The organism is Pseudomonas sp. SDO5271_S396 (genome assembly GCF_054071795.1).
The window spans coordinates 1-24,558 of record NZ_JBSVWB010000024.1 but is presented as its reverse complement, the minus strand read 5'-3'; the positions used below and the strand labels follow the sequence as shown (position 1 = coordinate 24,558).

Annotated in this window: 24 protein-coding genes; 9 read left to right on the top strand and 15 right to left on the bottom strand. The window is 60.2% G+C overall.

Annotated features, from left to right (window positions below):
- Nucleotides 1–31: 31 nt before the first annotated feature.
- The 3 genes from ACW9IN_RS17145 to ACW9IN_RS17135 are packed head-to-tail and all read left to right on the top strand — an operon-like array spanning nucleotide 32 to nucleotide 2,853.
- Nucleotides 32–712: a C39 family peptidase gene (locus ACW9IN_RS17145; RefSeq protein WP_457366995.1), complete on the top strand. Its 681-nt coding sequence runs from the start codon at nucleotides 32–34 to the stop codon at nucleotides 710–712.
- A gap of 40 nt (nucleotides 713–752) precedes the next feature.
- On the top strand, nucleotides 753–1,502 hold the full coding sequence (locus ACW9IN_RS17140; RefSeq protein WP_457366994.1) for a hypothetical protein: 750 nt from the start codon (nucleotides 753–755) through the stop codon (nucleotides 1,500–1,502).
- Nucleotides 1,503–1,551: 49 nt separating this feature from the next.
- A complete protein-coding gene (locus tag ACW9IN_RS17135) occupies nucleotides 1,552–2,853 on the top strand; it encodes a hypothetical protein (RefSeq protein WP_457366993.1) in 1,302 nt (433 codons plus the stop codon).
- A 112-nt stretch (nucleotides 2,854–2,965) separates the two neighbouring features.
- Here the strand turns inward: ACW9IN_RS17135 and ACW9IN_RS17130 are convergent, their stop codons facing one another.
- A complete protein-coding gene (locus tag ACW9IN_RS17130; RefSeq protein WP_457366992.1) occupies nucleotides 2,966–4,291 on the bottom strand; it encodes a sigma 54-interacting transcriptional regulator in 1,326 nt (441 codons plus the stop codon).
- Between the two features lie 346 nt (nucleotides 4,292–4,637).
- On the opposite strand from ACW9IN_RS17130, the gene ACW9IN_RS17125 reads away from it, so the two are divergent.
- On the top strand, nucleotides 4,638–4,898 hold the full coding sequence (locus tag ACW9IN_RS17125) for a hypothetical protein (RefSeq protein WP_457366991.1): 261 nt from the start codon (nucleotides 4,638–4,640) through the stop codon (nucleotides 4,896–4,898).
- Nucleotides 4,899–4,964: 66 nt separating this feature from the next.
- Here ACW9IN_RS17125 and ACW9IN_RS17120 read toward each other — a convergent pair whose 3' ends face one another.
- The 3 genes from ACW9IN_RS17120 to gnd are packed head-to-tail and all read right to left on the bottom strand — an operon-like array spanning nucleotide 4,965 to nucleotide 8,289.
- Nucleotides 4,965–5,789, bottom strand: coding sequence for an HAD family hydrolase (locus ACW9IN_RS17120; protein ID WP_457366990.1), 825 nt, complete (start codon nucleotides 5,787–5,789; stop codon nucleotides 4,965–4,967).
- Nucleotides 5,786–7,309, bottom strand: coding sequence for a glucose-6-phosphate dehydrogenase (gene zwf / locus ACW9IN_RS17115; RefSeq protein WP_457366989.1), 1,524 nt, complete (start codon nucleotides 7,307–7,309; stop codon nucleotides 5,786–5,788). The genes ACW9IN_RS17120 and zwf overlap by 4 nt, the downstream gene beginning before the upstream one ends.
- Nucleotides 7,306–8,289, bottom strand: coding sequence for a phosphogluconate dehydrogenase (NAD(+)-dependent, decarboxylating) (gene gnd / locus ACW9IN_RS17110; protein ID WP_457366988.1), 984 nt, complete (start codon nucleotides 8,287–8,289; stop codon nucleotides 7,306–7,308). The genes zwf and gnd overlap by 4 nt, the downstream gene beginning before the upstream one ends.
- Before the next feature lie 272 nt (nucleotides 8,290–8,561).
- Here gnd and ACW9IN_RS17105 point away from each other — a divergent pair, with 272 nt between their 5' ends.
- The 3 genes from ACW9IN_RS17105 to ACW9IN_RS17095 all read left to right on the top strand — a co-directional run bounded on the left by ACW9IN_RS17105 (nucleotide 8,562) and on the right by ACW9IN_RS17095 (nucleotide 11,036).
- Nucleotides 8,562–8,738: a DUF6026 family protein gene (locus tag ACW9IN_RS17105; RefSeq protein WP_457366987.1), complete on the top strand. Its 177-nt coding sequence runs from the start codon at nucleotides 8,562–8,564 to the stop codon at nucleotides 8,736–8,738.
- Between the two features lie 154 nt (nucleotides 8,739–8,892).
- Nucleotides 8,893–10,659 carry a phosphoethanolamine transferase CptA gene (locus ACW9IN_RS17100; RefSeq protein WP_457366986.1) on the top strand — a complete coding sequence of 589 codons (1,767 nt, stop codon included), beginning with the start codon at nucleotides 8,893–8,895 and terminating at the stop codon, nucleotides 10,657–10,659.
- A gap of 155 nt (nucleotides 10,660–10,814) precedes the next feature.
- Nucleotides 10,815–11,036, top strand: a complete 222-nt coding sequence (locus ACW9IN_RS17095) for a hypothetical protein (RefSeq protein ID WP_457366985.1) — start codon at nucleotides 10,815–10,817, stop codon at nucleotides 11,034–11,036.
- A gap of 92 nt (nucleotides 11,037–11,128) precedes the next feature.
- Here the strand turns inward: ACW9IN_RS17095 and ACW9IN_RS17090 are convergent, their stop codons facing one another.
- From ACW9IN_RS17090 to ACW9IN_RS17075, 4 genes are all read right to left on the bottom strand, one after another.
- Nucleotides 11,129–11,620 (bottom strand): GNAT family N-acetyltransferase, encoded by a 492-nt coding sequence (locus tag ACW9IN_RS17090; protein ID WP_457366984.1) that lies wholly within the window; start codon nucleotides 11,618–11,620, stop codon nucleotides 11,129–11,131.
- 164 nt (nucleotides 11,621–11,784) lie between these two features.
- Entirely contained in the window at nucleotides 11,785–12,897 is a 1,113-nt protein-coding gene (gene zapE / locus ACW9IN_RS17085) for a cell division protein ZapE (protein ID WP_457366983.1), read from the bottom strand.
- Between the two features lie 15 nt (nucleotides 12,898–12,912).
- A complete protein-coding gene (locus ACW9IN_RS17080) occupies nucleotides 12,913–13,248 on the bottom strand; it encodes a nuclear transport factor 2 family protein (protein WP_457366982.1) in 336 nt (111 codons plus the stop codon).
- Nucleotides 13,249–13,301: 53 nt separating this feature from the next.
- Nucleotides 13,302–14,018: a helix-turn-helix transcriptional regulator gene (locus ACW9IN_RS17075; RefSeq protein ID WP_457366981.1), complete on the bottom strand. Its 717-nt coding sequence runs from the start codon at nucleotides 14,016–14,018 to the stop codon at nucleotides 13,302–13,304.
- Between the two features lie 159 nt (nucleotides 14,019–14,177).
- On the opposite strand from ACW9IN_RS17075, the gene ACW9IN_RS17070 reads away from it, so the two are divergent.
- Complete coding sequence (locus ACW9IN_RS17070; RefSeq protein ID WP_457366980.1) at nucleotides 14,178–15,224, top strand: aldo/keto reductase; 1,047 nt, start codon at nucleotides 14,178–14,180, stop codon at nucleotides 15,222–15,224.
- Nucleotides 15,225–15,259: 35 nt separating this feature from the next.
- Here ACW9IN_RS17070 and ACW9IN_RS17065 read toward each other — a convergent pair whose 3' ends face one another.
- The 7 genes from ACW9IN_RS17065 to ACW9IN_RS17035 form a co-directional block, all read right to left on the bottom strand.
- Nucleotides 15,260–16,702: a serralysin family metalloprotease gene (locus tag ACW9IN_RS17065; protein ID WP_457366979.1), complete on the bottom strand. Its 1,443-nt coding sequence runs from the start codon at nucleotides 16,700–16,702 to the stop codon at nucleotides 15,260–15,262.
- 188 nt (nucleotides 16,703–16,890) lie between these two features.
- Nucleotides 16,891–19,548, bottom strand: coding sequence for an aminopeptidase N (pepN, locus tag ACW9IN_RS17060; protein WP_457366978.1), 2,658 nt, complete (start codon nucleotides 19,546–19,548; stop codon nucleotides 16,891–16,893).
- Between the two features lie 13 nt (nucleotides 19,549–19,561).
- Nucleotides 19,562–20,392 carry a DUF2797 domain-containing protein gene (locus ACW9IN_RS17055; protein WP_457366977.1) on the bottom strand — a complete coding sequence of 277 codons (831 nt, stop codon included), beginning with the start codon at nucleotides 20,390–20,392 and terminating at the stop codon, nucleotides 19,562–19,564.
- Complete coding sequence (locus ACW9IN_RS17050; RefSeq protein ID WP_457366976.1) at nucleotides 20,389–20,649, bottom strand: YeaC family protein; 261 nt, start codon at nucleotides 20,647–20,649, stop codon at nucleotides 20,389–20,391. The genes ACW9IN_RS17055 and ACW9IN_RS17050 overlap by 4 nt, the downstream gene beginning before the upstream one ends.
- 16 nt (nucleotides 20,650–20,665) lie before the next feature.
- Complete coding sequence (locus ACW9IN_RS17045; RefSeq protein WP_457366975.1) at nucleotides 20,666–21,535, bottom strand: rhomboid family intramembrane serine protease; 870 nt, start codon at nucleotides 21,533–21,535, stop codon at nucleotides 20,666–20,668.
- Nucleotides 21,532–22,506, bottom strand: coding sequence for a metallophosphoesterase (locus ACW9IN_RS17040; protein ID WP_457367047.1), 975 nt, complete (start codon nucleotides 22,504–22,506; stop codon nucleotides 21,532–21,534). The genes ACW9IN_RS17045 and ACW9IN_RS17040 overlap by 4 nt, the downstream gene beginning before the upstream one ends.
- Nucleotides 22,503–23,393: an NAD(+) kinase gene (locus tag ACW9IN_RS17035; RefSeq protein ID WP_003217892.1), complete on the bottom strand. Its 891-nt coding sequence runs from the start codon at nucleotides 23,391–23,393 to the stop codon at nucleotides 22,503–22,505. Before ACW9IN_RS17035 ends, ACW9IN_RS17040 begins: the two co-directional genes overlap by 4 nt.
- A 144-nt stretch (nucleotides 23,394–23,537) precedes the next feature.
- On the opposite strand from ACW9IN_RS17035, the gene ACW9IN_RS17030 reads away from it, so the two are divergent.
- On the top strand, nucleotides 23,538–24,485 hold the full coding sequence (locus ACW9IN_RS17030; RefSeq protein ID WP_457366974.1) for a DUF1853 family protein: 948 nt from the start codon (nucleotides 23,538–23,540) through the stop codon (nucleotides 24,483–24,485).
- The last annotated feature ends 73 nt before the right edge of the window (nucleotides 24,486–24,558 follow it).

Here is a 24,558-nt window from a genome sequence, read left to right as displayed (position 1 = left end):
TTAATTCCAGTGTCCATCAGGTCATACGATCATGCGCCTCGCGACCCTCACCCTCTTGATGTTGCTCACCGGCCCGACCTGGGCAGGCACCATGGCGATCTCCGCCATGCCTGGCGGTGCAGTCATCTACAAGAAGGTCGAGAGTATCCGGGAACGCCGGTTCGCCAACCTGGTGGAACAGAAAACCGATTTCAGCTGCGGTGCTGCGGCACTCGCCACCATCCTGCGCCAGGGCTACTGGCTGGACGTCGACGAAGACCACGTCATCAAAGGCATGCTGGTCAATGCAGACCAGGACCTGGTTCGCACCCAGGGTTTTTCCATGCTGGACATGAAGCGCTACCTCGAAAGCATTGGCATGCGTGCCCGGGGCTACAAGATCGGGCCGGAAACCCTGGTGACCGTGAAGATCCCTGTGGTGGTGCTGCTGGAAATTCGTGGCTACAAGCACTTCGTGGTGTTGCAGCGCGCGGACAAGGACTGGGTCTATATCGGCGACCCGGTGCTGGGCCACAAGCGCTACGCACTCGATGACTTCGTCAAGGGCTGGAATGGCATCGTCTTCGCCGTACTGGGTGAAGGCTATGACAAGGCCAACGCCCTGCTCGACCCGCCGATGCCGCTGACCGCCAAGAACCAGTTGAATGAGTTCAGGCCCGTAGGCGATGCCGAGCTGATGGATTTCGGTTTCATCCAGAGCGACTTCTTCTAAAAGAAGCGCAATAAGGGGCAGGACGCTCCAGGAGCTGAAGATGAACACTTCCCGTTGGCTGACGGTCTTGTGTCTGGCAGCCTCAATGCCCGCTTATGCTTCATCGGGGTTCAAGCCGATCGAGCTCAAGGATTCGGAAATGGCCGAACTGCGCGGCCGCTACGTAATGCCGGGGCGAATCATCAGCTTCGGTATCGTCATGAGCAGCACCTGGACCAACGCCGTGGGTGACACCATCACCGGCACGGCCAGCATGCAGGTCGACAAGACCACCATCACTCCGCAGTTCTACGTCCAGACCTATGGTTCCTCCGGCACCGGCAATGGCCAGCAGCCAACGGGCACCGGCACCGTCGTCGGTGGCGCCGGCCTGGGCAGCGGCCAGGGCGTGACCCAGAGCGTCCGCGCGGCGGGCGATGGCAACACCGCCAACAACAATGTGGGCATCACCGTCACTGAAAACGGTTTTGCCCCGTCCAATATCGCGCAATCCGGCCAGGTGCTGGTGGCGGGCGGCGTGGTCACCGGCACCAGCGCTGCCGGCGACATTGCGGTTTCCGCCAAGAACGGCGGCCTGCAGATGGCCATTCAGGCCAAGAACAATCAGGGCAACAGCCTTCAACAGATCGGGGGCGGCAACGTCTTGCAGGGGACGGTACTGACCGGCAATACCAACTTCGTCAATAACATCACCCAATTGAATGTCGTGATGGGCAATAACGGACTGAACAACCCGGCGTTGAACTGCAACCTGGATCAACTCAAAGGCCTACGCACTCTCGGTTATTGAACTACGCTGACCCTCGACACTTAAGCATTAGAAAAGGACGGCTTATTTCATGCATCGATCGTTATCGCTACGTGCGGTGGTCTGTTTAAGTACGCTCTTGCCCGCATCCGTTCTGTATGCCGCGCCAGATGCCGATATCGAGACCCTCAAACAGGAACTTCTGGAACTCAAGCAGCGGTACGAAGTGCAACAGAAAGCCCTGGCGGTGCTGGAACAACGGGTGCGCCAGGTAGAGGATCAGCCGGCCACTCCGGCGCCCAAGCGCCTGGCCAAGTCCCCGGCTGACTTTCAGCGAGCCAGCGGCGCGACGGTCGCCGGTACCGGCGCCGCAGCGGCATCGGGCGGTGCAGGTGGCGGCAGTTCCTATGGCCAGGCCCTCAAGGACGATTCGGCGCCCGCGCAAAGCGTCAGCAACCTCTACAACGAGGCCAGCGGCTTTTTCGGCAATGGCAAGTTCAGCTTTGAAACCGGCATCACCTATGCGCGTTACGACGCTCGCCAGCTCACGCTCAACGGTTTTCTGGCACTGGACTCGATCTTCCTCGGAAACATCAACCTGGACCGGATCAAGGCCGACAACTGGACCCTGGACCTGACCGGGCGCTACAACGTCGACAACCGCTGGCAGTTCGACGTGAACGTGCCAGTGGTGTACCGCGAATCCACCTACCAGTCCGGTGGCGCCGGCAACAACGCCAACGCCACCTCGGAAGAATCGGTCAGCCGCGACCCGACCATCGGCGACGTCAACTTCGGCGTGGCGTACAAGTTCCTGGATGAAACCCCTTCCCTGCCGGATGCGGTGGTGTCCTTGCGCGTCAAGGCGCCTACGGGTAAAGAACCGTTTGGCATCAAGCTTGTGCGTTCCACCGCCAACGATAACCTGTATGTGCCGGAAAACCTGCCGACAGGCAACGGCGTCTGGTCGATCACGCCAGGCATCTCGCTGGTCAAGACGTTCGACCCGGCCGTGCTGTTTGGCTCGCTGTCCTACACCCACAACTTCGAAGAGTCGTTCGACGACATCAGCAGCGACGTCAACCAGAAGGTCGGTGGCAAGGTTCGCCTGGGCGACAGCTTCCAGTTCGGCGTCGGTGTGGCCTTCGCCCTGAACGAAAAGATGAGTATGTCGTTCTCGGTGTCCGACCTGGTGCAGCGCAAGAGCAAGCTCAAACCCGACGGCGGGGACTGGCAGTCGGTGGTGTCCAGCGATGCCAACGCTGGCTACTTCAACGTGGGGATGACGATCGCGGCGTCGGATAACCTGACGATCGTGCCGAACCTGGCGATCGGGATGACGGATGATGCGCCGGACTTTACGTTTAGCCTGAAGTTTCCGTATTACTTCTGACTTGGCGGGACACGGAGCGTCCAGGGAGGCGTTCCCACGCAGAGCATGGGAACGCTCAAGGAAAAGCCCCGCAACGATAAGGGTCGTTGCGGGGCTTTTCGGTTTACCCGCCCTAGCGGATCTGGTGTTTGTGCAGCAACCGGTAGAACGTGGGCCGGGAAACCCCCAGCACGCGGGCCGCGACACTCAGGTTGTCACTGTGCCGGTTGAGCACATCGCATAGCGCCTGGCGTTCGGCGCGGTGCTTGTAATCTTCCAGTGTAGACATCGGGGGCACGATTGCCTGTTCGCCTTGCAAACCCAGATCGACGGCTTCGATCTGTCGCCCTTCGGCCAGCACCAGGCCACGGCGCACGCGGTTCGCCAGCTCACGCACATTACCCGGCCACGGGTGCTGCCCCATGGACACCAGCGCGTCTTCACTGAAACTGCGCGGGCGACGTCCGGTTTCCTGGCTGTAGAAGCGTGAAAAATGGTTGGCCAGCAGGGCCACGTCGCCATGACGGTCGCGCAACGGCGCGGTCACAACCTGCAAGACATTGAGTCGGTAGTACAAGTCTTCACGAAAGCTGCCCTTGGCCACAGCCGCTTCCAGGTCGACGTGGGTGGCGGCCAACACTCGCACATCCACCGGGATGGGTTGGCTGCCACCCACGCGCTCGATCTGTTTTTCCTGGAGGAAACGCAACAGGTTGGCTTGCAGCTCCATCGGCAAATCGCCGATTTCATCCAGAAACAGCGTGCCGCCATGGGCCGCTTCTATGCGCCCGACCTTGCGCTGATGAGCCCCGGTAAACGCGCCTTTTTCGTGGCCGAACAGCTCGGACTGGATCAGGTGTTCGGGGATCGCCCCGCAGTTGATCGCCACGAACGGCTTGGCATGACGTTGGGATTGACGGTGCAGGGTCTTGGCCACCAGCTCCTTGCCAGTACCGCTGTCACCGCGGATCAGCACCGGAGATTCAGTGGGCGCCAACTTGGACAGCAATTTGCGCAGTTCACGGATCGGCCGACTGTCCCCGAGCAATTCATGCTCGGGCTCGTCCACCGCCACGGGGCCCTTGCCGCGCAGCCGCGCCATGCCGAAGGCACGGCCCAGGGTGACCTGAACCCGGGCCACATCGAAAGGCAAGGTATGGAAGTCAAAGAACCACTCGCAGACGAAATCCCCGACGTTCTGCAAGCGCAAAACGTCCTGGGTGAGTACGGCGATCCACTCGGTGCCACTGCGGCCAATCAGCTCCTTGACTGCTTCGGGGCGCTCCAGATGGTAAGGCTGCAGGCGCAGCAAACCCACGTCACAGGAACGATCACCGACCGACTCCAGGGCACAGCTGTCCACTTCCCACCCCGCCGCCCGTAAACCCGGCAATAACCCATGGCAGTCGGCGCACGGGTCGACCACAAGCAAACGGCGCTGAACGGGTGTGACAACCATGACTAATCCTTGGCGTCAAAATTGTTAAAGTTATTAAGAAACAAAGGTTTGTAACGCCTGATGCTAACCCTAGCAAGGTATTGACGCTTCTCTTGTACCGTTTCGCTATAAGTGTTGGCAAAAAGCCATTTAGCGCTGTATCAGCCGATAAAAAGTTGGCGCGCGCCGAAACTTTCATTCAGCTTTCAAAACAGCCGCTTACATGACTTTGATCAGGGAAAGTTAAAATTTATCGCTCTAACATGTGACCCGTACCCCCGCATCGCGCATCAGTACAAGTAACCCGCCGCACGGTCAGCCCAACCGCCGGCACTCACTTGAATGGGCAATGAGAGAGAAGACCCACATGAACGCCCCGCTCCGCATCAACGAAGCTCTTTTGATCGCAGACCGTGCTTTCCAGCCCTTTCAGTGCGTGGCCTGGCACGATGGACATGGCGCCCTGAGCCTGAGCGTCATCGACCGCACCAACAACCGCATCGGCAGTCAACAACTGCCTTCGAGCGCCTATACCGACCCGGCCCAATTGGAAGACTTGCTGTTGCAGGCCCGCGCCGAGCTCGATAAAGATGGCTACCGGCTGCAATCCTGGGCAATGCCCAAGTAAGCCTGTACAGCAACTTGCGCTCGGAGGGTTCACTGAGCGCAAGTTGCCGCGTTAGAGCAACTATCGTTATTGCGTGGCGAGAATAAACCGCTCGATGGCTTCCGCCGCACCGTCCTCGATATTGCTGCCGGTGACCACATTGGCCTGACGTTTGACGGCTTCTTCCGCCTGCCCCATGGCGATCGACAAGCCGGCGACATGAAACATCGCCGGATCATTGCCACCATCGCCAATCGCCACTGTCTGCTCGAGCGGTACCCCCAGGTGCGCAGCCAGGGTTTTCAAAGCCTCGCCCTTGTTGGCCAGCATGGCCGTCACATCCAGGTACACCGGCTGCGAGCGCGAGACTTGCGCCAACCCTTGCACCTTCGGCTGTAACCGAGCTTCCAGCTCAACCAGCAGCTGAGTGTTGTTACTCGCAGCGACGATCTTGTCGACCCGGTCCAGGTACGGCTCGAAACTTTCGACCACTCGCGGTCCGTAGCCCAGGCCATCGGCCTCGCGCGCCACCATGGGCCCGGGCGGATCGCGGCGCAGCCACTCCCCGTCCGCGAACAACCAGACCTCGACGTCCGTTTCCGGTGAAAACAGCGCCAGGGTCACCAGCGCCGCTTCTGCCGGCAGATAGTGCGCCACCAGCACACTGCCATCCGGGTTGATCAGCGTGCCGCCATTGAAGCCTGCCACCGGAATATCGATGCCGAACGCTTCCACCATCTGCAACATGGCCCTCGGCGGCCTGCCACTGGCCAGGCTGAAAAACACCCCGGCGTCGCGCAGCGCGCGCACCGTGTCGATGGTGCGCTGGCTGGGCAGGTGATCGGGACGCAGCAGAGTGCCATCCATGTCACTCAACACAAAACGGATGGGATGAATCGCTGCATCACTCATCCGAGGCTGTGCCAGGTGCGGCCGTCACGGGCCAGCAGCGTGTCAGCCGCCGCCGGGCCGTCCTCACCTGCCTTGTAGGTCTGGATTCCGCCATCCTCCTTCCATGCATCGAGAAAGGGTTGCACCGCCCGCCAACCGTTTTCGATGTTGTCGGCGCGCTGGAACAAGGTCTGGTCACCGGTCATGCAGTCGTAGATCAGGGTTTCGTACCCTGTCGACGGCTGCATCTCGAAGAAGTCCTTATAGGCGAAACCCAACTCGATATTGGCCATTTCCAGGGTCGGCCCAGGCTTCTTCGCCAGCAGATCGAACCACATGCCCTCATTGGGCTGGATCTGGATTTTCAGGTAGGTGGGCTTGAGCTCATCGACATCGGTGTCGCGGAATTGCGCATAGGGCGCCGGCTTGAAGCAGATGACGATCTCGGTGTCGCGGATGCTCATGCGCTTGCCGGTGCGCAGGTAGAAAGGCACGCCCACCCAACGCCAGTTATCGATCATCACCTTGAGCGCCACGAAGGTTTCGGTGCTGCTGTCCGGCGCCACGTTGGCCTCTTCGCGATACCCCGGGAGCTGTTTGCCGCCGATTTCACCGGCGGTGTACTGGCCGCGCACCGAATTGGCCCGCGCCTCTTCCAGCGACCAAGGACGGATCGCGCCGATCACCTTGGCCTTTTCGCCCCGCACGGCATCCGCGCCAAACGCCGCCGGCGGCTCCATGGCGACCATCGCCAGCAACTGGAACAGGTGATTGGGCACCATATCCCGCAAGGTGCCGGTCTTTTCGAAGAAATTGCCTCGGGTTTCCACACCGACGGTTTCGGCCGCGGTGATCTGCACGTGGTCGATGTAGTGGTTGTTCCAGAACGCTTCGAACAGCACGTTGGAGAAACGGCTGATCAGAATGTTCTGGACCGTTTCCTTGCCCAGATAGTGGTCGATTCGATAGATCTGCTTCTCGCTCATCACCTTGAGCAAGCTGGCGTTCAGTGCTTCGGCGGTGGCCAGGTCGGAGCCGAAGGGCTTTTCGATAACCACGCGACGGAAACCCTCTGCGGTCTCCGCCAACAGGCCGGCGCTGCCCAGGCGCTGAACTACGTCGCTGAAGAAGCGCGGTGCGGTGGCCAGGTAGAACACGGCGTTGTCGGTGCCACTGTCGGCGATTTTCTTGCCGATGTCGGCGTAGGTGCTGTCGTCGAGGAAGTCGCCCTCGACGTAGCTGATGCCTTTGGCCAGCTGGGCCCATAGCTGCGGGTCCAGTGCGTTATCCGCGTTGCCGCGAACCTTGCTCGCGGCTTCGGTGCGAATGAAGTCTTCGAGTTTCTTGGCAAAATCGGCATCGCTGATGGCGTTGTGATCGACCCCTACAATGCGCAGGCCGTCGCCCAGCAGCCCGTCACGGCTAAGGTTATACAGCGCCGGCATCAGCAGACGCTTGACCAGGTCGCCATGGGCGCCAAACAGAAACAACGTGGTAGGTGGGGCAGGTTCGGCCTTGGGTTTCTTGCCGTGGGTCGTCATTTTTTGGGCGTCTCCACGTGACCACCAAAGCCGAAGCGCATGGCAGAAAGCATTTTGTCGCCGTAGGTGCTCTGTTGGCGCGAACGGAAGCGGGCGAACAACGACGTGGACAGCACCGGTACCGGAACGGCTTGCTCCATGGCGGCCTCGATGGTCCAGCGACCTTCGCCACTGTCGGCGACGGAACCGGAGTAACCGTCGAGTTTCGGGTCGGTGGCCAGGGCATCGGCGGTCAGGTCCAGCAGCCACGACGACACGACGCTGCCACGGCGCCAGACTTCGGCGATGTCGGCGACATTCAGGTCAAAGCGCTGGTCCTCTGGCAGGTTTTCCGAGTTTTTGGTCTTGAGAATGTCGAAGCCTTCGGCGAACGCCTGCATCATCCCGTATTCGATGCCGTTGTGGATCATCTTCACGAAGTGCCCGGAACCTGCCGGGCCTGCGTGGATGTAGCCGTGCTCGGCGCGGGGATCGGCGCTGGCGGAACGGTCCTTGGTGCGCGGGATGCTGCCCAGGCCCGGGGCCAGGCTCTTGAAGATAGGGTCGAGGCGTTGCACGGTTTCGGTGTCGCCACCGATCATCATGCAGTAACCACGCTCCAGGCCCCAGACACCGCCAGAGGTACCGACGTCGACGTAGTGCAGGCCTTTTTCCGACAGCGTCTTGGCACGACGCACGTCATCCTTATAGTTGCTGTTGCCGCCGTCGATGATTGCGTCACCGTCTTCCAGCAGCGTACTCAGCTCGTTGATGGTGTCTTCGGTGGGCGCGCCCGCCGGCAGCATCACCCAAACGGTGCGCGGCTTTTGCAAACCGGCGACCAGGGACTTGAGGTCGGCGACGCCCGTAGCGCCCTCCTCGCTCAAGCCTTTTACAAAGGCTTCGTTACGGTCATAAACAACGGTGGTGTGCCCATTGAGCATCAGGCGCCGCGCAATGTTACCGCCCATGCGGCCTAGTCCGATAATCCCCAGTTGCATGTGCTGATGCTCCTAACTACTCAAAAAATGTGTGACATAGTTTATAGCGCAATGACGCCAATGAGGGTTAGTCCAGAGCGGATACGTGGAGTTTCATGACAATAAAGTGGCCATCGTTTCACCATTACGGCAGGCAAAGTCACACGACCATCAAAAATAAAAAAGTTCCCTTGATCCAAAAAAGAATTCAGAATTACCTCCGACTGCTGCCGAGAACCTCGACTCAAGCGTTCTGGCACACCGCGACACACCGGCTATTTGCGAGGTAAGCAATGAGCACAGCACAAATGACCCGCCCGCCACAGACCCTCTACGTCACCATCCGCCGTGATGAATTGCGCCAGTTGAAAGACGAGCGCGATCAGTTGCAACAGGAAGTCATGCGTCTACGCTCGCACCTGCAAGGCCAGCTGGACCAGCCGTCCAGTGCGACACCGGCACTCTGCTGAGCCGCGTCATCGTTTTGTAAGATTACCCTTACAAAAATCTCACAAAGTTTTCACACGCCCCTCCCGATACTCCCGGCCCCAACGGCCACCCCGTGCAAGGGTGGCCTCTGTTGCGTGCATCCCTGCGCGCCACTTGGCATTTATCGGGCTGGAGATGGCGATGTTCAAACGCAGCACCACGACTGCGAAAGGCTTTGATTGGTCTGGCCTCGGCTGGCTGTTCCTGTTTTTCTGGTACTTCTCGGGGATTACCCAACTGCTGATCCAACTGACCGGTACTTCCGGCTTCAGTGGTTTCCGTCAGGCCTTCTTCATGAGCGCGCTGTGGTTGGCGCCCATGCTGTTGTTCCCACGCCGCACTCGCCTGCTCGCCGCCTTGATCGGCGTGGTGCTATGGGCGTGTTCCATGGCCAGCCTGGGCTACTTTTTTATCTACCAGCAGGAATTTTCCCAAAGCGTCATCTTCATCATGTTCGAGTCGAACATCGCTGAAGCCGGTGAATACGCCACCCAATACTTTGCCTGGTGGATCGTGCTGGCGTTCATCGCCCACACCGCCGTGGCGATCTTCCTGTGGAGCCGCCTGCGCCCGGTGTACCTGCCTCGCGGTCAATCCTGGCTGGCAGCGGCGGCCATTGTACTGGCCGTGGTGGGCTACCCGCTGGTCAAGCAGATCGCTACCAGCGACAACATGGAGCAGGCCATCGACCGCTTCGAAACCCGCATCGAGCCGGCGGTGCCCTGGCAGATGATTGTGGCGTACCGTCGTTACACCGAGCAGTTGGACAACATGCAAGGCATGCTCACCAGCGCCAGCCAGATCCCGCCCTTGAAGAACCTCAAGGATAGTATGGCCGGCCAGCCCTCGACCCTGGTGCTGGTGATCGGCGAATCCACCAATCGCCAGCGCATGAGCCTCTACGGCTATCCACGCAACACCACGCCGGAACTGGACAAGTTGCGCGACCAATTGGCGGTGTTCGACAACGTCATTACCCCGCGCCCCTACACCATCGAAGCGCTGCAACAGGTGCTGACCTTCGCCGACGAAGAAAACCCCGACCTGTACCTCAAGACACCGTCGATTGTCAGCGTGATGAAACAGGCCGGCTACAAGACCTACTGGATCACCAACCAGCAGACCATGACCAAACGCAACACCATGCTCACCACCTTTTCCGAACAGGCCGACGAGCAGGTATACCTCAACAACAACCGCAACCAGAATGCTCGCCAGTATGACGGCGACGTACTGGAACCGTTCGCCAAGGCCATGGCCGACGGCGCCGAGCGAAAATTCATCGTGGTGCACCTGCTCGGCACACACATGAGCTACCAGTACCGCTATCCGCCGACCTTCGACAAGTTCACCGACCGCCAGGGCGTGCCTGCCGGGGTCAGCGACGCCCAGTTGCCCACCTACAACAGCTATGACAATGCGGTGCTGTACAACGACTTCGTGGTCTCGAGCCTGATAAAGAGCTACGCGAAGGCCGACCCCAATGGCTTCCTGCTGTACCTGTCTGACCATGGCGAGGATGTGTTCGATTCCGCCGGCCACACCACCCTGGGGCGCAACGAAGGCAAGCCGACCGCGCCGATGTACACCATTCCGTTCATGGCCTACGCCTCACCGAAATGGCGTGAAAACCACGACTGGAATTTTGCCGGCGACCTGCAGCGCCCGTATAGCAGCTCGCAGTTGATTCACACCTGGGCTGACCTGGCCGGATTGAGCTTCGATGAACTGGACCGCAGCCGCAGCCTGGTCAGCGACAGTTTCAAGCCGCGCCCGCTGATGATCGGCAATCCTTATGAGCGCCAGCAGAAAGGTTTGATCGATTTCAGCCTGATCAAACCCAAGAAGGTCAACACCACGGAAGTCGCGATTCGCGAAGCGGCACCCGCTGCCGGCAAATAACTCAATCACACTTTCCCCCGCCCCAAAGTTAACGAAATCGTTAACTTTGGGGCTGCCTTGAATTAATTCCCACTTAATAAGCCCCGTTCATAGTTGCCCCATGAATCTGATCAAGGACCGACCGGATACCGATCACTTCTAATGGGAACACTGCCATGAAACTCTCCACCTTGATGCTTGCCAGCCTGATGACCCTGACTTCCGTTGCCGCCTTTGCAGAAGGCAGTTCGGAGCGTTCGAAGGAGTTCTACAACAACTTCACCTTCATGCAGCAGCAACTTCACGGCACTAACGAGCAAACAGCATCTGCAGACGGCAAGAACTTGCAGCCGACCACGGCAGAACAAGCCGGTGCCGAGCAACAACCGAACAGCTGATTCAACGGTAATACCCTGTGCCACTCCGCTCCTGTGGCAAAGGTTAATTTGGCGCCATTTAATGGCGCCTTTTTTTGTTTTTCATACGGACCCTAGAGCGGTTTGCTCCAGAACAACATGCCGCCATACGCGGGATCGAAGGTCGAATCGCCAAAACCGAACTTGCGATAGGCCGACTGCGCCACCGCATTGCCCTCAAGCACCTCCAGGGTGATCTTGCAGCAACCGCGCTGCCGGGCGATTTCCTCGACCTTCTGCAACATCTTCTGACTCAGGCCCAGGCCACGATAAGCGTCCATCACGACCACGTCGTGGACATTGACCAATGGGCGACAGGCGAAGGTCGAAAACCCTTCAAAACAATTGACCAGGCCCGCCGGCACGCCGCCGACAAACGCCAGCACACTGAACGCATGGGGACGTTTGGCCAACTCGCCCGGCAACTGCTCCAACAAGTCGGCCGGCAGGCCGTGCCCTCCACCCATCGGATCCTCTGCATAATGGTTGAGCACCCGGCCAATGGCTTCGGCATGCACGGGGTTGGTGTAGCTGGCTTGCAACACCAGAATGTCTGGGGTGTCCATGTGCGTCCTCAATCACGACTGCAAGGGAATCGGTTCCCTTTGAGGGGCATGATTGTAAGCGTGGACCCGACAACAGATGAAGGAGATTAACCACAAATCACTGCCTGAAAATGCGAAGGATGCGCACTGCAAAACCCGTGCTGGGGCCGTTTCTGGACTCTTTCCTACAGGCTCGAACCAAAGCGGCTCAGTTGCATTTCCTGCAAGCGGCTCAGGGTGCGACGAAAGGGAAACTCCAGGTAACCTTCGGTGTACAAACGTTCGAGCGGCACCTGTGCCTCGATGAATAACGGCACCTTTCGGTCGTAGCACTCGTCCACCAGCGCGATGAACCGCCGCACACTGTCATCATGCACCGACAGCTCCGGCAATTCGCGATCACCCGCCACCACCCGTTCTACGCCATCTTCCGTGCCTCGGGCGATCCGCCCCGGACGTTTTTGCGCGCTCAGGCACGGCACTTCGCCCAGCAGGATCGCCTTGAAGCGGTCACACAACAGCATGAAATCCATCGCCGCCAAAGGCTGCTCGCAAAGATCGGCGTAACGGCACCAGAGCAGCGAGTCGCTGGATTGCACCGTGACCAGTAAGCGATGTCCGACGGCGATCGGGCCACGGGTCACCACCTGCCCTTCAGCCAGTTGCCTGAACAACGTTGCCAGTGCCTCGGGCTGGTTAACCCAGTACCGCTGCACGCCAGCCCCTGGATGCAGGCGATGATCCTCACCGCCATCCACGGCAACCACCTGCATGTGCCGTTTGATCGCGGCAATGCCTGGCAAAAAGCGCTCACGGTTGAAACCATCGGCATATAGCTGATCAGGAGGCTGATTGGACGTGCAAACCATCATCACACCTTCCTCGAACATCACCTGAAACAACCGGCCCAGGATGATCGCATCACCGATGTCATTGACGAACAACTCGTCGAAACACAGCACGCTCACTGCCTGGCTCAGCTCTCGAGCCAGCACCCGCAACGGGTCCTGAACACCGGTGAGCTGGAACGAGCGCTGGTGTACCCAGCCCATGAAATGATGAAAATGCTGACGCCGCGCAGGCACGCGCAGGCTCTGGTAGAACTGATCCATCAACCAGGTCTTGCCCCGCCCTACCGGGCCCCACAGGTAGACACCATGGATCGCCGAACCGCCCTGATGCAACGCCTGGTGACACGCCTGCAAGACGCCCACCGCCTGACGCTGAGCATCGTCGGTCACGAAGCCCTGCTGGGAGATGGCATGTTGATAGGCGGCGAGAGGCGAGTCGAAAGTCATGCCTGCCAGTATGACTTACAGGGAGATATCCAGCCGCGAAATCTTGCCCTGCTCATTCAGGCGAAAGGTATAGCGCAGTTCCAACGGGCTGCCAGGGAAGTTGCCGGACACGATATTGCTGACCAGTACTTTGCCCGTGCGATGCTGCACGTTGAGCACTTCGACACGCGGTTGATAACGGCGCCCGGTGTCCTCCATCCAGCGAGCAATGGCTGCCGCACCGACCTGATGCTGCCCTTCATCGAACACGTTGGCATCCTCGGCAAAGCACTGGGGAATCGCCGAAGTGTCGCCCGCATTGGCCGCCGCGATATAGGCCACGATGGCCGGGGCCAGTTCTGGTTGAGACATGGCACAGCTCCTTTTTTTGATCATTTGTGGCGCCATGCTAAATCAGCGGTGTGTCAGTTTTTGTCAGGAGTGAACGGGCCGGATTCGTTCTGCTCCATCAACTTGCGCCAGTTGCGCAACAGGTCGCTGCGTCGCCCCGGATAGCGCTCGCCCTGGGCGTCGGCCGAAGCCACACGGTCGGTGCGAAAGGTGCGGTAGGCACCGCGCAATTCGCACCAGGCGACGATCACTCGCACCTCATTGAGAAAGCCCAGCGCCAGGGGCCAGATCAGCCGCTGGCTCTGGGTCTGGCTGGCGTCTGCGTAATCGATGTGCAACTTGGCCTGACTGCGAATGGCATCCCGAAACACATTGAGCGGTACGCGGTTTTCCGGGTAGCCGAACCCCGGCGGGCCCGGCAGCACCGTGGGGTTGCGCAGGGCTTCCTGGGCCACGGGGTCGAGCACGTCGGCGATTTTCGCCAGGGCATTGGCAGCGGCGCGGCTCAGCACATCATCCCCGCGCTGGTCGACGTAGCGCAGGCCCAGCACGATGGCCTCGGTCTCTTCGGCGTTGAGCATCAACGGCGGCAGGAACAGCCCGCTGCGCAGCACATAGCCGACACCCGCCTCGCCGAAGATCGGCGCGCCCAACGCGGTCAATTCGGCGATGTCGCGATACAGGGTGCGCTCGGACACCTCCAGCTGCGCCGCCAGTACAGCCGCAGTGACCGGACGTTTCTTGCCGCGCAGAGCCTGGAGCAAGGTCAATAGACGAGTGGTACGCGACACGTGGAAGCCACCTGAACGGAAAAGATGGCGCAGCTTAACAGAGGCCCCTGTCAGGAAATGTCAGCAGTAAAAATGCCCCTTGACGGAATAAATGAGCGCGATCATATTAATTACATGTTGCCAAACATTTAATCGAGTCGATCTGTCAGGAGTCTATGCATGCGCAATAAAGTCTTTGGCCGCCGCAGCGGTCTGCAGGTTTCCGAACTGGCCCTGGGTACCGGTAATTTCGGTACGGGCTGGGGCCATGGCGCCGAACGCGATGAAGCCAAGGCGATGTTCGACGGTTTCCTTGAGGCCGGCGGCAATTTCCTCGATACCGCCAACGGCTATCAGTTCGGCCAGGCCGAAAAGCTCTTGGGGGAATTTATCGCCTCGGAACGCGACAACCTGGTGGTGGCCACCAAATACACCTTGCGCACCCAACCTTCCGATGACGGCACCCTGCGGGTGGGCAACAACCGCAAAAACCTGGTGCGCTCGGTGGAGGAAAGCCTCAAGCGTCTGAATACCGACCGCATTGACCTGCTGTGGACGCACATGAGCGACAACGTCACGCCCATGGAAGAGATTCTGCGCGGCCTCGACGACCTGGTACGCGCCGGCAAGATCCACTACGCAGGCCTCTCCAACTTCCCCGCCTGGCGCATCGCCCGCGCCGATCTGCTGGCCGAAATACGCGGCTTCGCACCCATCATCGGCATCCAGGTGGAGTACAGCCTCGTCGAGCGCAGCGCCGACCGCGAACTGTTGCCGATGGCTGAAGCATTGGGTCTGGGCGCCACACTGTGGTCGCCACTGGGCGGTGGTTTCCTTACCGGTAAATACCGTGAAAGCCAGGGCGACGACCGCGCCAGCAAACTGGGCATACTGGTCCACGCCGAGAAGAGTGCACGTGAAACCGCCGTGCTCGACGCCCTGCTGGCGGTCGCTTCAGAGCTGGACGCCACACCCACCCACGTCGCGATCGCCTGGCTGCGTGAAAAAGCCCGACGCTCCACCACCGCGCTGATTCCGATCCTCGGCTCACGCACCCGCGCTCAGTTGGACGCCACCCTCAGTGCCTTGACCGTGCAATTATCCGCCGAACAAGTCACGCGCCTGGACACCGCCAGCGCTATCCCGCTCGGCGTCCCGCACGGGATCATCACAGAGCGCTTTCCCGTCGGTAAAGGCCCGGACCAACAACGACCGCCGGTAATCTGATCACCTGGGCTACTCCGCTAAGAAAGCCCATTTCATCAGGCGACGATATCACTGCGCTTCACATGCCCCTTGACCAGCACTTCGAAGTCTGGCTTTGCGTTGCCAGTGGTATCGATTTTCAGCGTACTAAAGCGTGTCTTGGCGTCGTAAGTCAGCATTGCCTCACCTGGCCGCCCTGTGAATGCAGCGACATACTTCAATTCAGGCTGGCCGCCAGCGAACCGAACGCTGGATACATCGATTTTGTCCTCGCCGCTGCGAAAATCCATGATGCGATCAGGCGCATCGGGCGTTGAATGGCTTGCGTCAGAAAACAAAAACGTGTCCTTACCCCTACCCCCCCAAAGCGTGTCTTGTCCAGCCCCACCATCGATCACATCGTCACCGGGGCCACCGTTCAGCCTATTGGCAGCCGGGTTACCGAGGATCCAATCATTACCCTCACCGCCGATAACATCCTCGATGACCACGCCCGGCGCAATGGATAAGTTGCCCTTCATCCCCCCAACGTCCGAATACGAACCCGCATTGAGGTTGATTTTCTGATCATCGCGATAACCGCTCAGGTTCAACGTGTCATGCCCGCCGCCATCCCAGATCGACGCCACCAGAGGATCGCCGGCGGATTTGACGGTGTAATAATCCCGGCCAGTATTGGAACCAAAGCCGTAGACGGTGTCACCTTTGCGGGTTTTTCTGTTCGGCCCGTAGAGCTGCTGGGCCGCGACGATATCGTCCATTTGCGGAGCAGACGCATAATACTGTTTTCCCCTTTTACTGAAATCCTGCCCCGTGTAAGTCTCATCCCAATAACTCATGATCGAATGCCCCTGAGTATCCTGGCCATACTCGGCCTCCTTCGTATACCCGTCACTTGGTCCACCATAGTGTCCAGGATGGGATAAGCCGATTTGATGCCCAGACTCATGGGTAAAGGTGTTGCGACCCTTACTGTTCACGCTAGGTGCGCGGTTGGCGTCATAGCCGCCTATTCGAAACCAGGCTTGCTGCTCATGCCCCAGCGGGTCATATACGGTGATAGCCTTTCCATTCGGGGCTTTCACACCCTCGATTTCCTGAAAGTTGCCAAACCGCAAATGTCCGTCGCCCGTCCCGTCATTTTCCTTCTCGGTAAATTTGACATTGGCGACATCTGACCAGGACTGTAGGGACCGTCGCATCTGAGCCTTCTGCTCAGGATTGAACTCACTGAAACCGATGAGCCTCGGCTGACTGAACGTCACACCAGGGAACTTGGCGAACGAATAGGAAAAGGTTGCCTTGCCGTCGCCGTCGCGGTCCGGCCAACGCTCTCTGCCCTTGAGATTTATTTGCTCGGCGGCCTGATCATGGGAGAAAGATGGTTTGCCATTAAGAACTTGACCCGGCACGCGCTCATCACGACGGGCGAACGCCTGCATCCGTTCGAATGCAGTACTGGGTGGAGTTGACGCAGGAGCCGCCTTGGTAATAGCCATATCAATATCCTTCTTTACAATCATTGAAGTGATTGAGGAACATGACATTGGTCTGTGAGGTGAACTGTAGGCGTTGTCGTCCACCTCAGTGGATCGAGCTGAAAAAACGTAGGAAAATCATCGGTATTGATGTAGGAAACAGATCAAAAAAGGCCTGCCATCCAGAGGGCAGGCCTTGGGATAGGCGCTTAAGCCAAGCTCTTGCTTACCACCTCGAACACATCGCTCGACAGTTCGCCGGACGCACGGATGCGCTCCAGCTCAGCTTTCATCAGCGCCTGACGTGCGCTGTCGTATTTGCGCCAGCGGGTCAGCGGCGCCAATTGACGCGAAGCGATCTGCGGGTTGAAGGCATTGAGCTGGATCACCAGGTCCGCCAGGAAGCGATAGCCCGAGCCGTCCGCTGCATGGAAGTTGATCAGGTTCTGCCCGGCAAACGCGCCGATCAGCGCGCGTACCTTGTTCGGGTTCTTGATGTTGAACGCCGAATGTTCCATCAGCGCCTTGACCCGCGCCAGACCGCCCGGCAAGACACTGCCGGCCTGCACGCTGAACCACTGGTCCATGACCAACGGGTTGTCCTTGAAGTTCTCGGCAAACACGGCCAGCGCCTGGGCCTTCTCTGCCTCGAACGGCGAATTCACCAGCACCGCCAGTGCGGTCAGGCGCTCGGTCATGTTGTCACTGGTGTCGAACTGCTCGATGGTCGCCGCCAACACTTCCGGCTTGCCGCTGAGCATCAAGTACGACAACGCGATGTTCTGCAACGCGCGACGGGCGAAATGCTCGGCCGCGGCGACGTACGGCGTCTGCCTGGACAGCTCGCGATTGGCCTGGTATCGCAACCACAGCGCTTCATGCAGATTGTCCGCCAGTTGCTTGCGGGCAAACTCGCGGGCGGCGTGAATGGCGTCCACATCCGCCACCTCACTGATTTCAGTCAGGTACGCTTCGCTTGGCAACGACAGCATTTCCGCGACCATCGCCTGATCCAGGCTATCGTCGCTCAATACCGTGCGCAGCGCGTCGATCAGGCGCTGATCCAGCTTCAGCGGTTGGCCCGCCTGATGCTGCGCGATCAATTCCTGCAACACCTGCACCGACAACTGCTGGCCAGCATCCCAACGGTTGAAGCCGTCGCTGTCGTGCTGCATCAGGAACATCAGTTGGTCGCGGTTGTAGGGGAAGCTCAGTTTCACCGGTGCCGAGAATCCGCGCAGCAACGAAGGCAATGGCTGCTCGGCAATGTCCACGAAGGTGAAGGTCTGCTCGGCTTCAGTCACCGAAATCACACGAGACGCACCACCCGCCGCGGCTTCACCGGCCAGGCGCAGCGCGATACCGGCGCCCTTCCCGTCCAGCAGGCCCAATTCCACCGGGATCACGAACGGCAGTTTTTCCACCTTGTCCGGGGTTTGCGGGCAGCTTTGGCGGAAAGTCAGGCTGTAGGTTTTGGCCGCAGCATCGTAGGACTCGCTGACCACCAGTCGCGGGGTGCCGGCCTGGCTGTACCAACGCTTGAACTGCGTCAGGTCGGCACCGTTGGCGTCCTCCATGGCTTTGACGAAGTCGTCGCAAGTCACGGCCTGGCCATCATGACGCTCGAAATACAGGTCGCTGCCTTTGCGGAAACCGTCGGCACCCAGCAAGGTGTGGATCATGCCGACCACTTCCGAACCCTTTTCGTACACGGTCAGAGTGTAGAAGTTGGAGATCTCGATAAAACTGTCCGGGCGCACGGCGTGAGCCATGGGGCCGGCGTCTTCGGCGAACTGGTGGGTGCGCAGGTACGCCACGTCCTGGATGCGCTTGACCGTGGCCGAGTTCATGTCGGCGGAAAAACCCGAATCACGAAACACGGTGAAACCTTCCTTGAGCGACAACTGGAACCAGTCGCGGCAGGTCACGCGGTTGCCCGACCAGTTGTGGAAGTATTCGTGGGCAACGATCGCCTCGACACGCTGGTGCGCGGCGTCGGTGGCGGTTTCGGCGCGGGCCAGCACGGCGCTGGAGTTGAAGATGTTCAGCCCCTTGTTTTCCATGGCGCCCATGTTGAAGTCATTCACGGCAACGATCATGAATATGTCGAGGTCGTACTCGCGGCCATAGGTTTCTTCGTCCCAGCGCATGGACTTCTTCAGGCTGGTCATGGCGTGCTGGCACTTGTCGATGTTTTCCGGCTCGACGTAGATACGCAGCGCGACTTCACGATCAGTCATGGTGGTGAAGGTATCTTCGACGCACCAAAGGTCACCCGCCACCAGCGCGAACAGGTACGCCGGTTTCTTGAACGGGTCTTCCCAAGTCGCCCAATGACGACCGTCTTCACCCGGCCCGCTGGCAATCGGGTTGCCGTTGGACAACAGGATCGGGTAGCGATGCTGCTCGGCAATCACCGTGGTGGTGAACGTGCTCATCACATCCGGGCGGTCGAGGTAATAAGTGATCTTGCGGAAACCCTCGGCCTCGCACTGGGTGCAGAACATGCTGCCGGATTTGTACAGGCCTTCCAGGGCGGTGTTGGTTTCCGGATGGATTTTTACCGTGGTATCCAGGGTAAAAGTCTCACTCTTGGGATGCACCGTCAGGTGACTGTCGGTCAGTTGATAATCTTCGGCCGTCAGTGCCTGATCGGCCAGATTGACGCTCAACAGCTCAAGTTGCTGACCATCCAGCACCAAGGGTGGCAAGCCCGCGCCACGCTCGAGGTTGCGGCGCATCACCAATTGCGCGTGAACCAGGCTGTGGTCCTCGAACAACTCGAAGGTCAGGTGCGTCTCTTCGATCAGGTAGTCCGGCGCCTGATAGTCCTTCAGGTAAATCATCTTCGGTTGTTCGGTGCGCATGGGTGGCATCCTTCTACTGATGCACGGCGAGCTGGTAGGCCGTGTACTTACGAATATTGATCACGCCGGTATCGAAGATCAGGTATTGGCCCTTGATCCCCAGCAGCGTGCCTTCGGCAATCGGGTTCTTGTCCAGGTTGAAACTGACGATCTTGGCCGGATATTGCTCTACCGGGTAGCGGATTTCGAGCGGTTCGATGTCGGTCACAGGCTGGATGGCCTGTAGGCCGAAGCGCTCCTGCAAGCCCAACAGGCCTTCGGCGCAGGCGGCGAAAAGCTCATCACGCACGTGCTTGAGGTCCACCGACGCAGCGTCCCCCTTGAGCAGCGCGCGCCAGTTGGTCTTGTCGGCCACCTGACTACGAAACAGGTCTTCAACGAAACCCGACTGCTGGCGAGTCGCTACGCGCATGATCGGCAGCGCCTGGCTCGCGCCCTGATCCAGCCAGCGGGTGGGCAGTTGGGTGGCGCGGGTGATGCCGACCTTGATCCCCGACGAATTGGCCAGGTAGACCACGTGATCGGTCATGCAGAACTTCTCGCCCCAGGACGGCTCGCGGCACGTGCCGGCGTCGTAGTGGCAACGCTCCGGGCTCATGATGCACAGGTCGCACTGGGCCAGCTTGGTCATGCAGGGGTAGCAATACCCCTGGCTGAAGCTGGTTTTGGTCTTGCGCCCGCAATGGCTGCAATGGATGGCCCCCAGATATTCGAGGCGCACGTGAGTACCGATCAACGGATTGACCGGCACCTCGGCATCACCCAGGCGAAACGCATATTGAACGGTCGGCTCACCGAGTTGCGCCGACATCTTGCTGACAGCACCGCGACCAATTTCAATCAATGGATCGCATCCGACTTGAACAGGATGTTCGCAATTGGCGCCGACTTGGACGCGCATTCCTGCGGCCCCATGTAGCCGGTGCGCTGGTCTTCCGGCAGATTCTGGATCTCCCAGGCGATCACCGCCTGCAGGGACAGCTCGCGCTGCTCGGCGGTGAGCTTGCGGCCATCGGACCATTTGCCGATTTCCACGGCGAGCTTGAGGCTCTCGTAGATATCCGGCGTGATGTTTTCGATCATTTCAGCAAAAGAGGTCATAAGACGCTTCCTTCTATCAAAGGGCGGCTTTGCGGCGGTTGTACAACCCGCCCAGCAAACCCGTCAGGCAACCGATAAGCAAGCCGCTCAGATGAGCCGCGTTGGCGATTTCGCCGAAACCGATCATGGAGATCAGCCCCGACATGCAGAGCACCAGCCAGATCAGCATCATCGCCAGCACCCCGCGAGGCAGACGATAGGCTGGGTTGGGCGACAATAATTGAAAAATCCAGCAATGCCCGAGCAGGCCGTACAACACGCCGGACAACCCGCCAAACAGGCTCGGGCCGCCGTAGGCGTATTGTGCGTAATTGGAAACCAGGCTGAACAACAGGGTCAGGCCCAGCAGGTTGATACTGCCTTGGCGCACTTCGATGCGCCGGCCCAACTCCCAGTACCACATGCCGTTCATGGCCAGGTGCAGGATGCCGAAGTGGATCAGCATCGGCGTGACCAACCGCCACCACTGCCCTGACGCCAGGCTGTCGGCCAGCGACGTGAACTGGATGTACTCGCCCATCACGCGAAACGGCAGAAAGGTCAGCCAGGCCATGGTTTGCAGGTTTTCACCCAGCAGCGTCAACGCCCCTACGAGGATGCTCGCCAGCAACACCAGCGCCGTGACCGGACCGTGCCGCAGTTGCTGCACAAAACCCGGACGCGTCACCGGCGCCTGTTCGGGAATGTCCAATTGCTGCTCCGGGTCACCGGCAGGAAACCGCTGGTACAACACACGCACGTCGTCGCTGAGGTTTTCCGGCACCCACAACACCTGCTCGCCCGACTCCTCGCTGACGCGATGGGGCACTTGCATGCGTTGCAGCAGTTGGACGAAGCCGCCCAGGTCGACGCTCAGGGGCAGGCGCAATACAGCCACGGCACTCATTGAATGACCTCGGGCCGCTCGACGTCGACCCACACGAATTTATTCGGGTCCAGGCGCGTCTCCTGGTCCAGGCGATACGCCGCCAGCTTGCCGTACAGCACCGCACTGTAGTCCAGGCAGGCCAGGTTCGGACGGATCGGCGCCGGTTTGCCGCTGCGCCAGTAGTGGCCGACGAACAGCAACGGCTCGTCGACACCGTAGCGCAGCAATGTGTTCTTTTCGGTGGACGACAACGGCATGCGCGCCACCGGCTCCGGCAGGGCGTCCGGTTGAAAGACGATATCGCCGTAGGTCTTGGGGTCGTCTTCCCAGAACTTGGTGCGGAAAAACGAACGCGTCAGGCCATCGCCACCCGTCAGCGTCAGGCCATCCGGCAGGCGCATGTCGGTGCCGCGCAGCAGGCGGTCGAACGCATTGCAGGCAAAACTGCCGGGCACCGCGGCCGCTTGAACAAAGTGCGGGTCGATGCAGCCATCGGGAAAAATTGCACGCAGCGGCTCGATCACACCGGCATCCCAGCACGCATGCACCACCCGGAAGCGACCGGCGTCGACGAACAGCGGCATGTCATAGAACCAGCCGAGGAAGTCATGCCAGTCAGCCGGATGCTGCTCGAATTGCGTCAGGGTTTCATGGATCAGGCGCGCATGGCGTGGCGTATGCTCTCGCACGAACTGCCGACCGCTGCCCGGCGGTGCCGGCGTGGTCCAACCCAGTGCATTGAACTCATGGTTGCCCATGATGCACAGCGCCTGACCGGCCTCGACCATGTCATGGACGATATGCAGCGCCTCGCGGATACGTGGGCCCCGGTCGATGATATCGCCGAGGAACACCGCCATCCGCGACGGGTGGCGCCACACGCCGCCCTGCTTGTGGTAACCCAACCGGTCGAGCAAGTGCTCGAGGGTATGAGCGCAACCGTGCACGTCACCAATCAGGTCGTAGCTACGCGCGGGATCGAGCATCAGTCGCCTCCACCCCCCAAGCGGCTGCCCCAGCCCAGCTTGGTGCGGCACACTTCGTAGTAGTTATGGTCCAGCGGATGGATCAGCCGCAGCTTCTGCGCCTTCTTGCTCACGGTGATGGTGTCACCGGGGGCGCAGGTGAAGTGGTTTTGGCCATCGCAGGACACCTGCGGGTAGATCTGCATGTCTTTGGATACCACGATTTTCAGCTCACTGTTGCCGTCGACCACAATGGGTCGGCTGGACAACATATGGGGGTACATCGGCACGATCACAATGGCATCCAGCTTGGGATGCATGATCGGGCCGCCCGCCGACAGCGCGTAGGCGGTTGAGCCGGTCGGCGTGGCGACGATCAGGCCGTCGGCCTTCTGGCTGCACACGAACTGGCCGTCGATGTACAGCTCGAACTCGATCATCCGGGTGGATTTGCCCGGGTGCAGCACCACGTCGTTCAGCGCGTCCCCCTGACCGATGGCTTCGCCGTGGCGGCGCACTTCGGCCTGGAGCAGGAAGCGGTTTTCCACCAGATAGTGGCCATCGAGCACCTTGGCTACTTCGACTTCCAGCTCATCGGGCCGGATGTCCGTAAGGAACCCCAGGCTGCCCCGGTTGATCCCCAGCACCGGCACATTATGCCGCGCCAGCGCACGGGCGGCGCCCAGCAGGCTGCCGTCGCCCCCCACCACAATCACCATGTCGCACACTTCGCCGAGCATCTTGCGCGACGAGGTCTGCAGGCCGTGGCCCGGGAGAATTTCAGCGATGGTGTCTTCGAGGATCACATGCAGGTGGCGCTCGAGCAGGAATTTTTTCAGTCGGCGGACGGTGTCCAGCACCTGGGTACTGCCCAGGCGACCGATGATGCCGATATTGCGAAATTGCTCCATGGGGCTCCTGCGGGATTCGGGGTGTGGCAAAAAGAAGGATTATGGGCGAAAGGCCGCGTCAGGCAAAACCCTTTGTCGCCGTGAAGGCTTGATGACAACGTTTCTCAGCCACCCACACACAGGTTAAACGGCTATGCTCGGACCATGACTGTGTTCCCCGATCTGCACAACCTGCCCCGCCAACTGCGCCACCCCGAGGTGCGCGACCTGGCGTGGGTGATGCTCGCCCCGCCGATGCTCGCGCAGACACCCTGGCCGCAGCGCCATCCGCTGGCCGGCAGCGACTGGGTGCAGGCCCCGGATCGCCTCGAACGCTGGCTGCGCCAGCTCGACCAGGACAGCAGCACCTTGCAGCAGTGGCTAAGCCTTTCACGCACCCGGCGCCTGGGCCTGTATTACGAGCGCCTGTGGCAGTTCGCCGTGCAGCATGCACCGGGCGTGGAATTACTGGCCGCCAACCTGCCGATCCGCCGCGCCGGGCATACCCTTGGCGAACTGGACATGCTGCTGCGTGATCGCGACGGCGTGCACCACCTGGAATTGGCGATCAAACTTTACCTCGGGCCCCAGGATGGCAACGGTCAGGACACGGCGCAATGGCTGGGGCCGGGCTGTCACGACCGGCTGGACCGCAAGCTGGCGCATCTGGCGCAGCATCAACTGCCGATTTCAATGCGGCCGGAAAGCCGTGAGGCGCTGGCTGCCCTGGATATCCAGCAATTCGATGCGCATTTATGGTTGGGCGGCTACCTGCTCTATCCCTGGCCCGGCCGGGCCGAAGCGCCCAGCGGTGCACACTCTCAGCACCTGCGTGGGCGCTGGCTGCATCAGCGTGACTGGCCGGCTTTCGTCGCCGACAGCCCGGCAGGCCGCTGGCAACCGCTGCCCCGGCATGCATGGCTGGCACCGGCGCATTACCCGGCGGATGAAGTCTGGAGCGAGGAGCGCATGCACGGCTGGCTGGCGAATCTGGACCCCATGGCGCCGGCGCAATTGCTGGTGCGGATGGTTCAGGTGGGTGAGGATTGGGAGGAAGCGGAGCGGTTGTTTCTGGTCGCGGACCTTTGGCCGAATGTGCCGGGTGCTGGCTGACGGCTTTTCGGTGTAGTCAGGGACGCCATCGCAGGCAAGCCAGCTCCCACATTTTGACCGCGCCGCCTATCAA

What these genes read in the sequence shown, in the direction of transcription:
- ACW9IN_RS17125 (WP_457366991.1), top strand. Translation starts at nt 4,638, where the DNA reads ATGAACGCCCCGCTCCGCATCAACGAAGCTCTTTTGATCGCAGACCGT.
- ACW9IN_RS17130 (WP_457366992.1), bottom strand. Translation starts at nt 4,291, where the DNA reads ATGGTTGTCACACCCGTTCAGCGCCGTTTGCTTGTGGTCGACCCGTGC.
- ACW9IN_RS17100 (WP_457366986.1), top strand. Translation starts at nt 8,893, where the DNA reads ATGGCGATGTTCAAACGCAGCACCACGACTGCGAAAGGCTTTGATTGG.
- ACW9IN_RS17140 (WP_457366994.1), top strand. Translation starts at nt 753, where the DNA reads ATGAACACTTCCCGTTGGCTGACGGTCTTGTGTCTGGCAGCCTCAATG.
- ACW9IN_RS17105 (WP_457366987.1), top strand. Translation starts at nt 8,562, where the DNA reads ATGAGCACAGCACAAATGACCCGCCCGCCACAGACCCTCTACGTCACC.
- ACW9IN_RS17090 (WP_457366984.1), bottom strand. Translation starts at nt 11,620, where the DNA reads ATGGACACCCCAGACATTCTGGTGTTGCAAGCCAGCTACACCAACCCC.
- ACW9IN_RS17065 (WP_457366979.1), bottom strand. Translation starts at nt 16,702, where the DNA reads ATGGCTATTACCAAGGCGGCTCCTGCGTCAACTCCACCCAGTACTGCA.
- gnd (WP_457366988.1), bottom strand. Translation starts at nt 8,289, where the DNA reads ATGCAACTGGGGATTATCGGACTAGGCCGCATGGGCGGTAACATTGCG.
- ACW9IN_RS17045 (WP_457366975.1), bottom strand. Translation starts at nt 21,535, where the DNA reads ATGAGTGCCGTGGCTGTATTGCGCCTGCCCCTGAGCGTCGACCTGGGC.
- zwf (WP_457366989.1), bottom strand. Translation starts at nt 7,309, where the DNA reads ATGACGACCCACGGCAAGAAACCCAAGGCCGAACCTGCCCCACCTACC.
- ACW9IN_RS17145 (WP_457366995.1), top strand. Translation starts at nt 32, where the DNA reads ATGCGCCTCGCGACCCTCACCCTCTTGATGTTGCTCACCGGCCCGACC.
- ACW9IN_RS17050 (WP_457366976.1), bottom strand. Translation starts at nt 20,649, where the DNA reads ATGACCTCTTTTGCTGAAATGATCGAAAACATCACGCCGGATATCTAC.
- zapE (WP_457366983.1), bottom strand. Translation starts at nt 12,897, where the DNA reads ATGACTTTCGACTCGCCTCTCGCCGCCTATCAACATGCCATCTCCCAG.
- ACW9IN_RS17095 (WP_457366985.1), top strand. Translation starts at nt 10,815, where the DNA reads ATGAAACTCTCCACCTTGATGCTTGCCAGCCTGATGACCCTGACTTCC.
- ACW9IN_RS17080 (WP_457366982.1), bottom strand. Translation starts at nt 13,248, where the DNA reads ATGTCTCAACCAGAACTGGCCCCGGCCATCGTGGCCTATATCGCGGCG.
- ACW9IN_RS17120 (WP_457366990.1), bottom strand. Translation starts at nt 5,789, where the DNA reads ATGAGTGATGCAGCGATTCATCCCATCCGTTTTGTGTTGAGTGACATG.
- pepN (WP_457366978.1), bottom strand. Translation starts at nt 19,548, where the DNA reads ATGCGCACCGAACAACCGAAGATGATTTACCTGAAGGACTATCAGGCG.
- ACW9IN_RS17030 (WP_457366974.1), top strand. Translation starts at nt 23,538, where the DNA reads ATGACTGTGTTCCCCGATCTGCACAACCTGCCCCGCCAACTGCGCCAC.
- ACW9IN_RS17070 (WP_457366980.1), top strand. Translation starts at nt 14,178, where the DNA reads ATGCGCAATAAAGTCTTTGGCCGCCGCAGCGGTCTGCAGGTTTCCGAA.
- ACW9IN_RS17035 (WP_003217892.1), bottom strand. Translation starts at nt 23,393, where the DNA reads ATGGAGCAATTTCGCAATATCGGCATCATCGGTCGCCTGGGCAGTACC.
- ACW9IN_RS17135 (WP_457366993.1), top strand. Translation starts at nt 1,552, where the DNA reads ATGCATCGATCGTTATCGCTACGTGCGGTGGTCTGTTTAAGTACGCTC.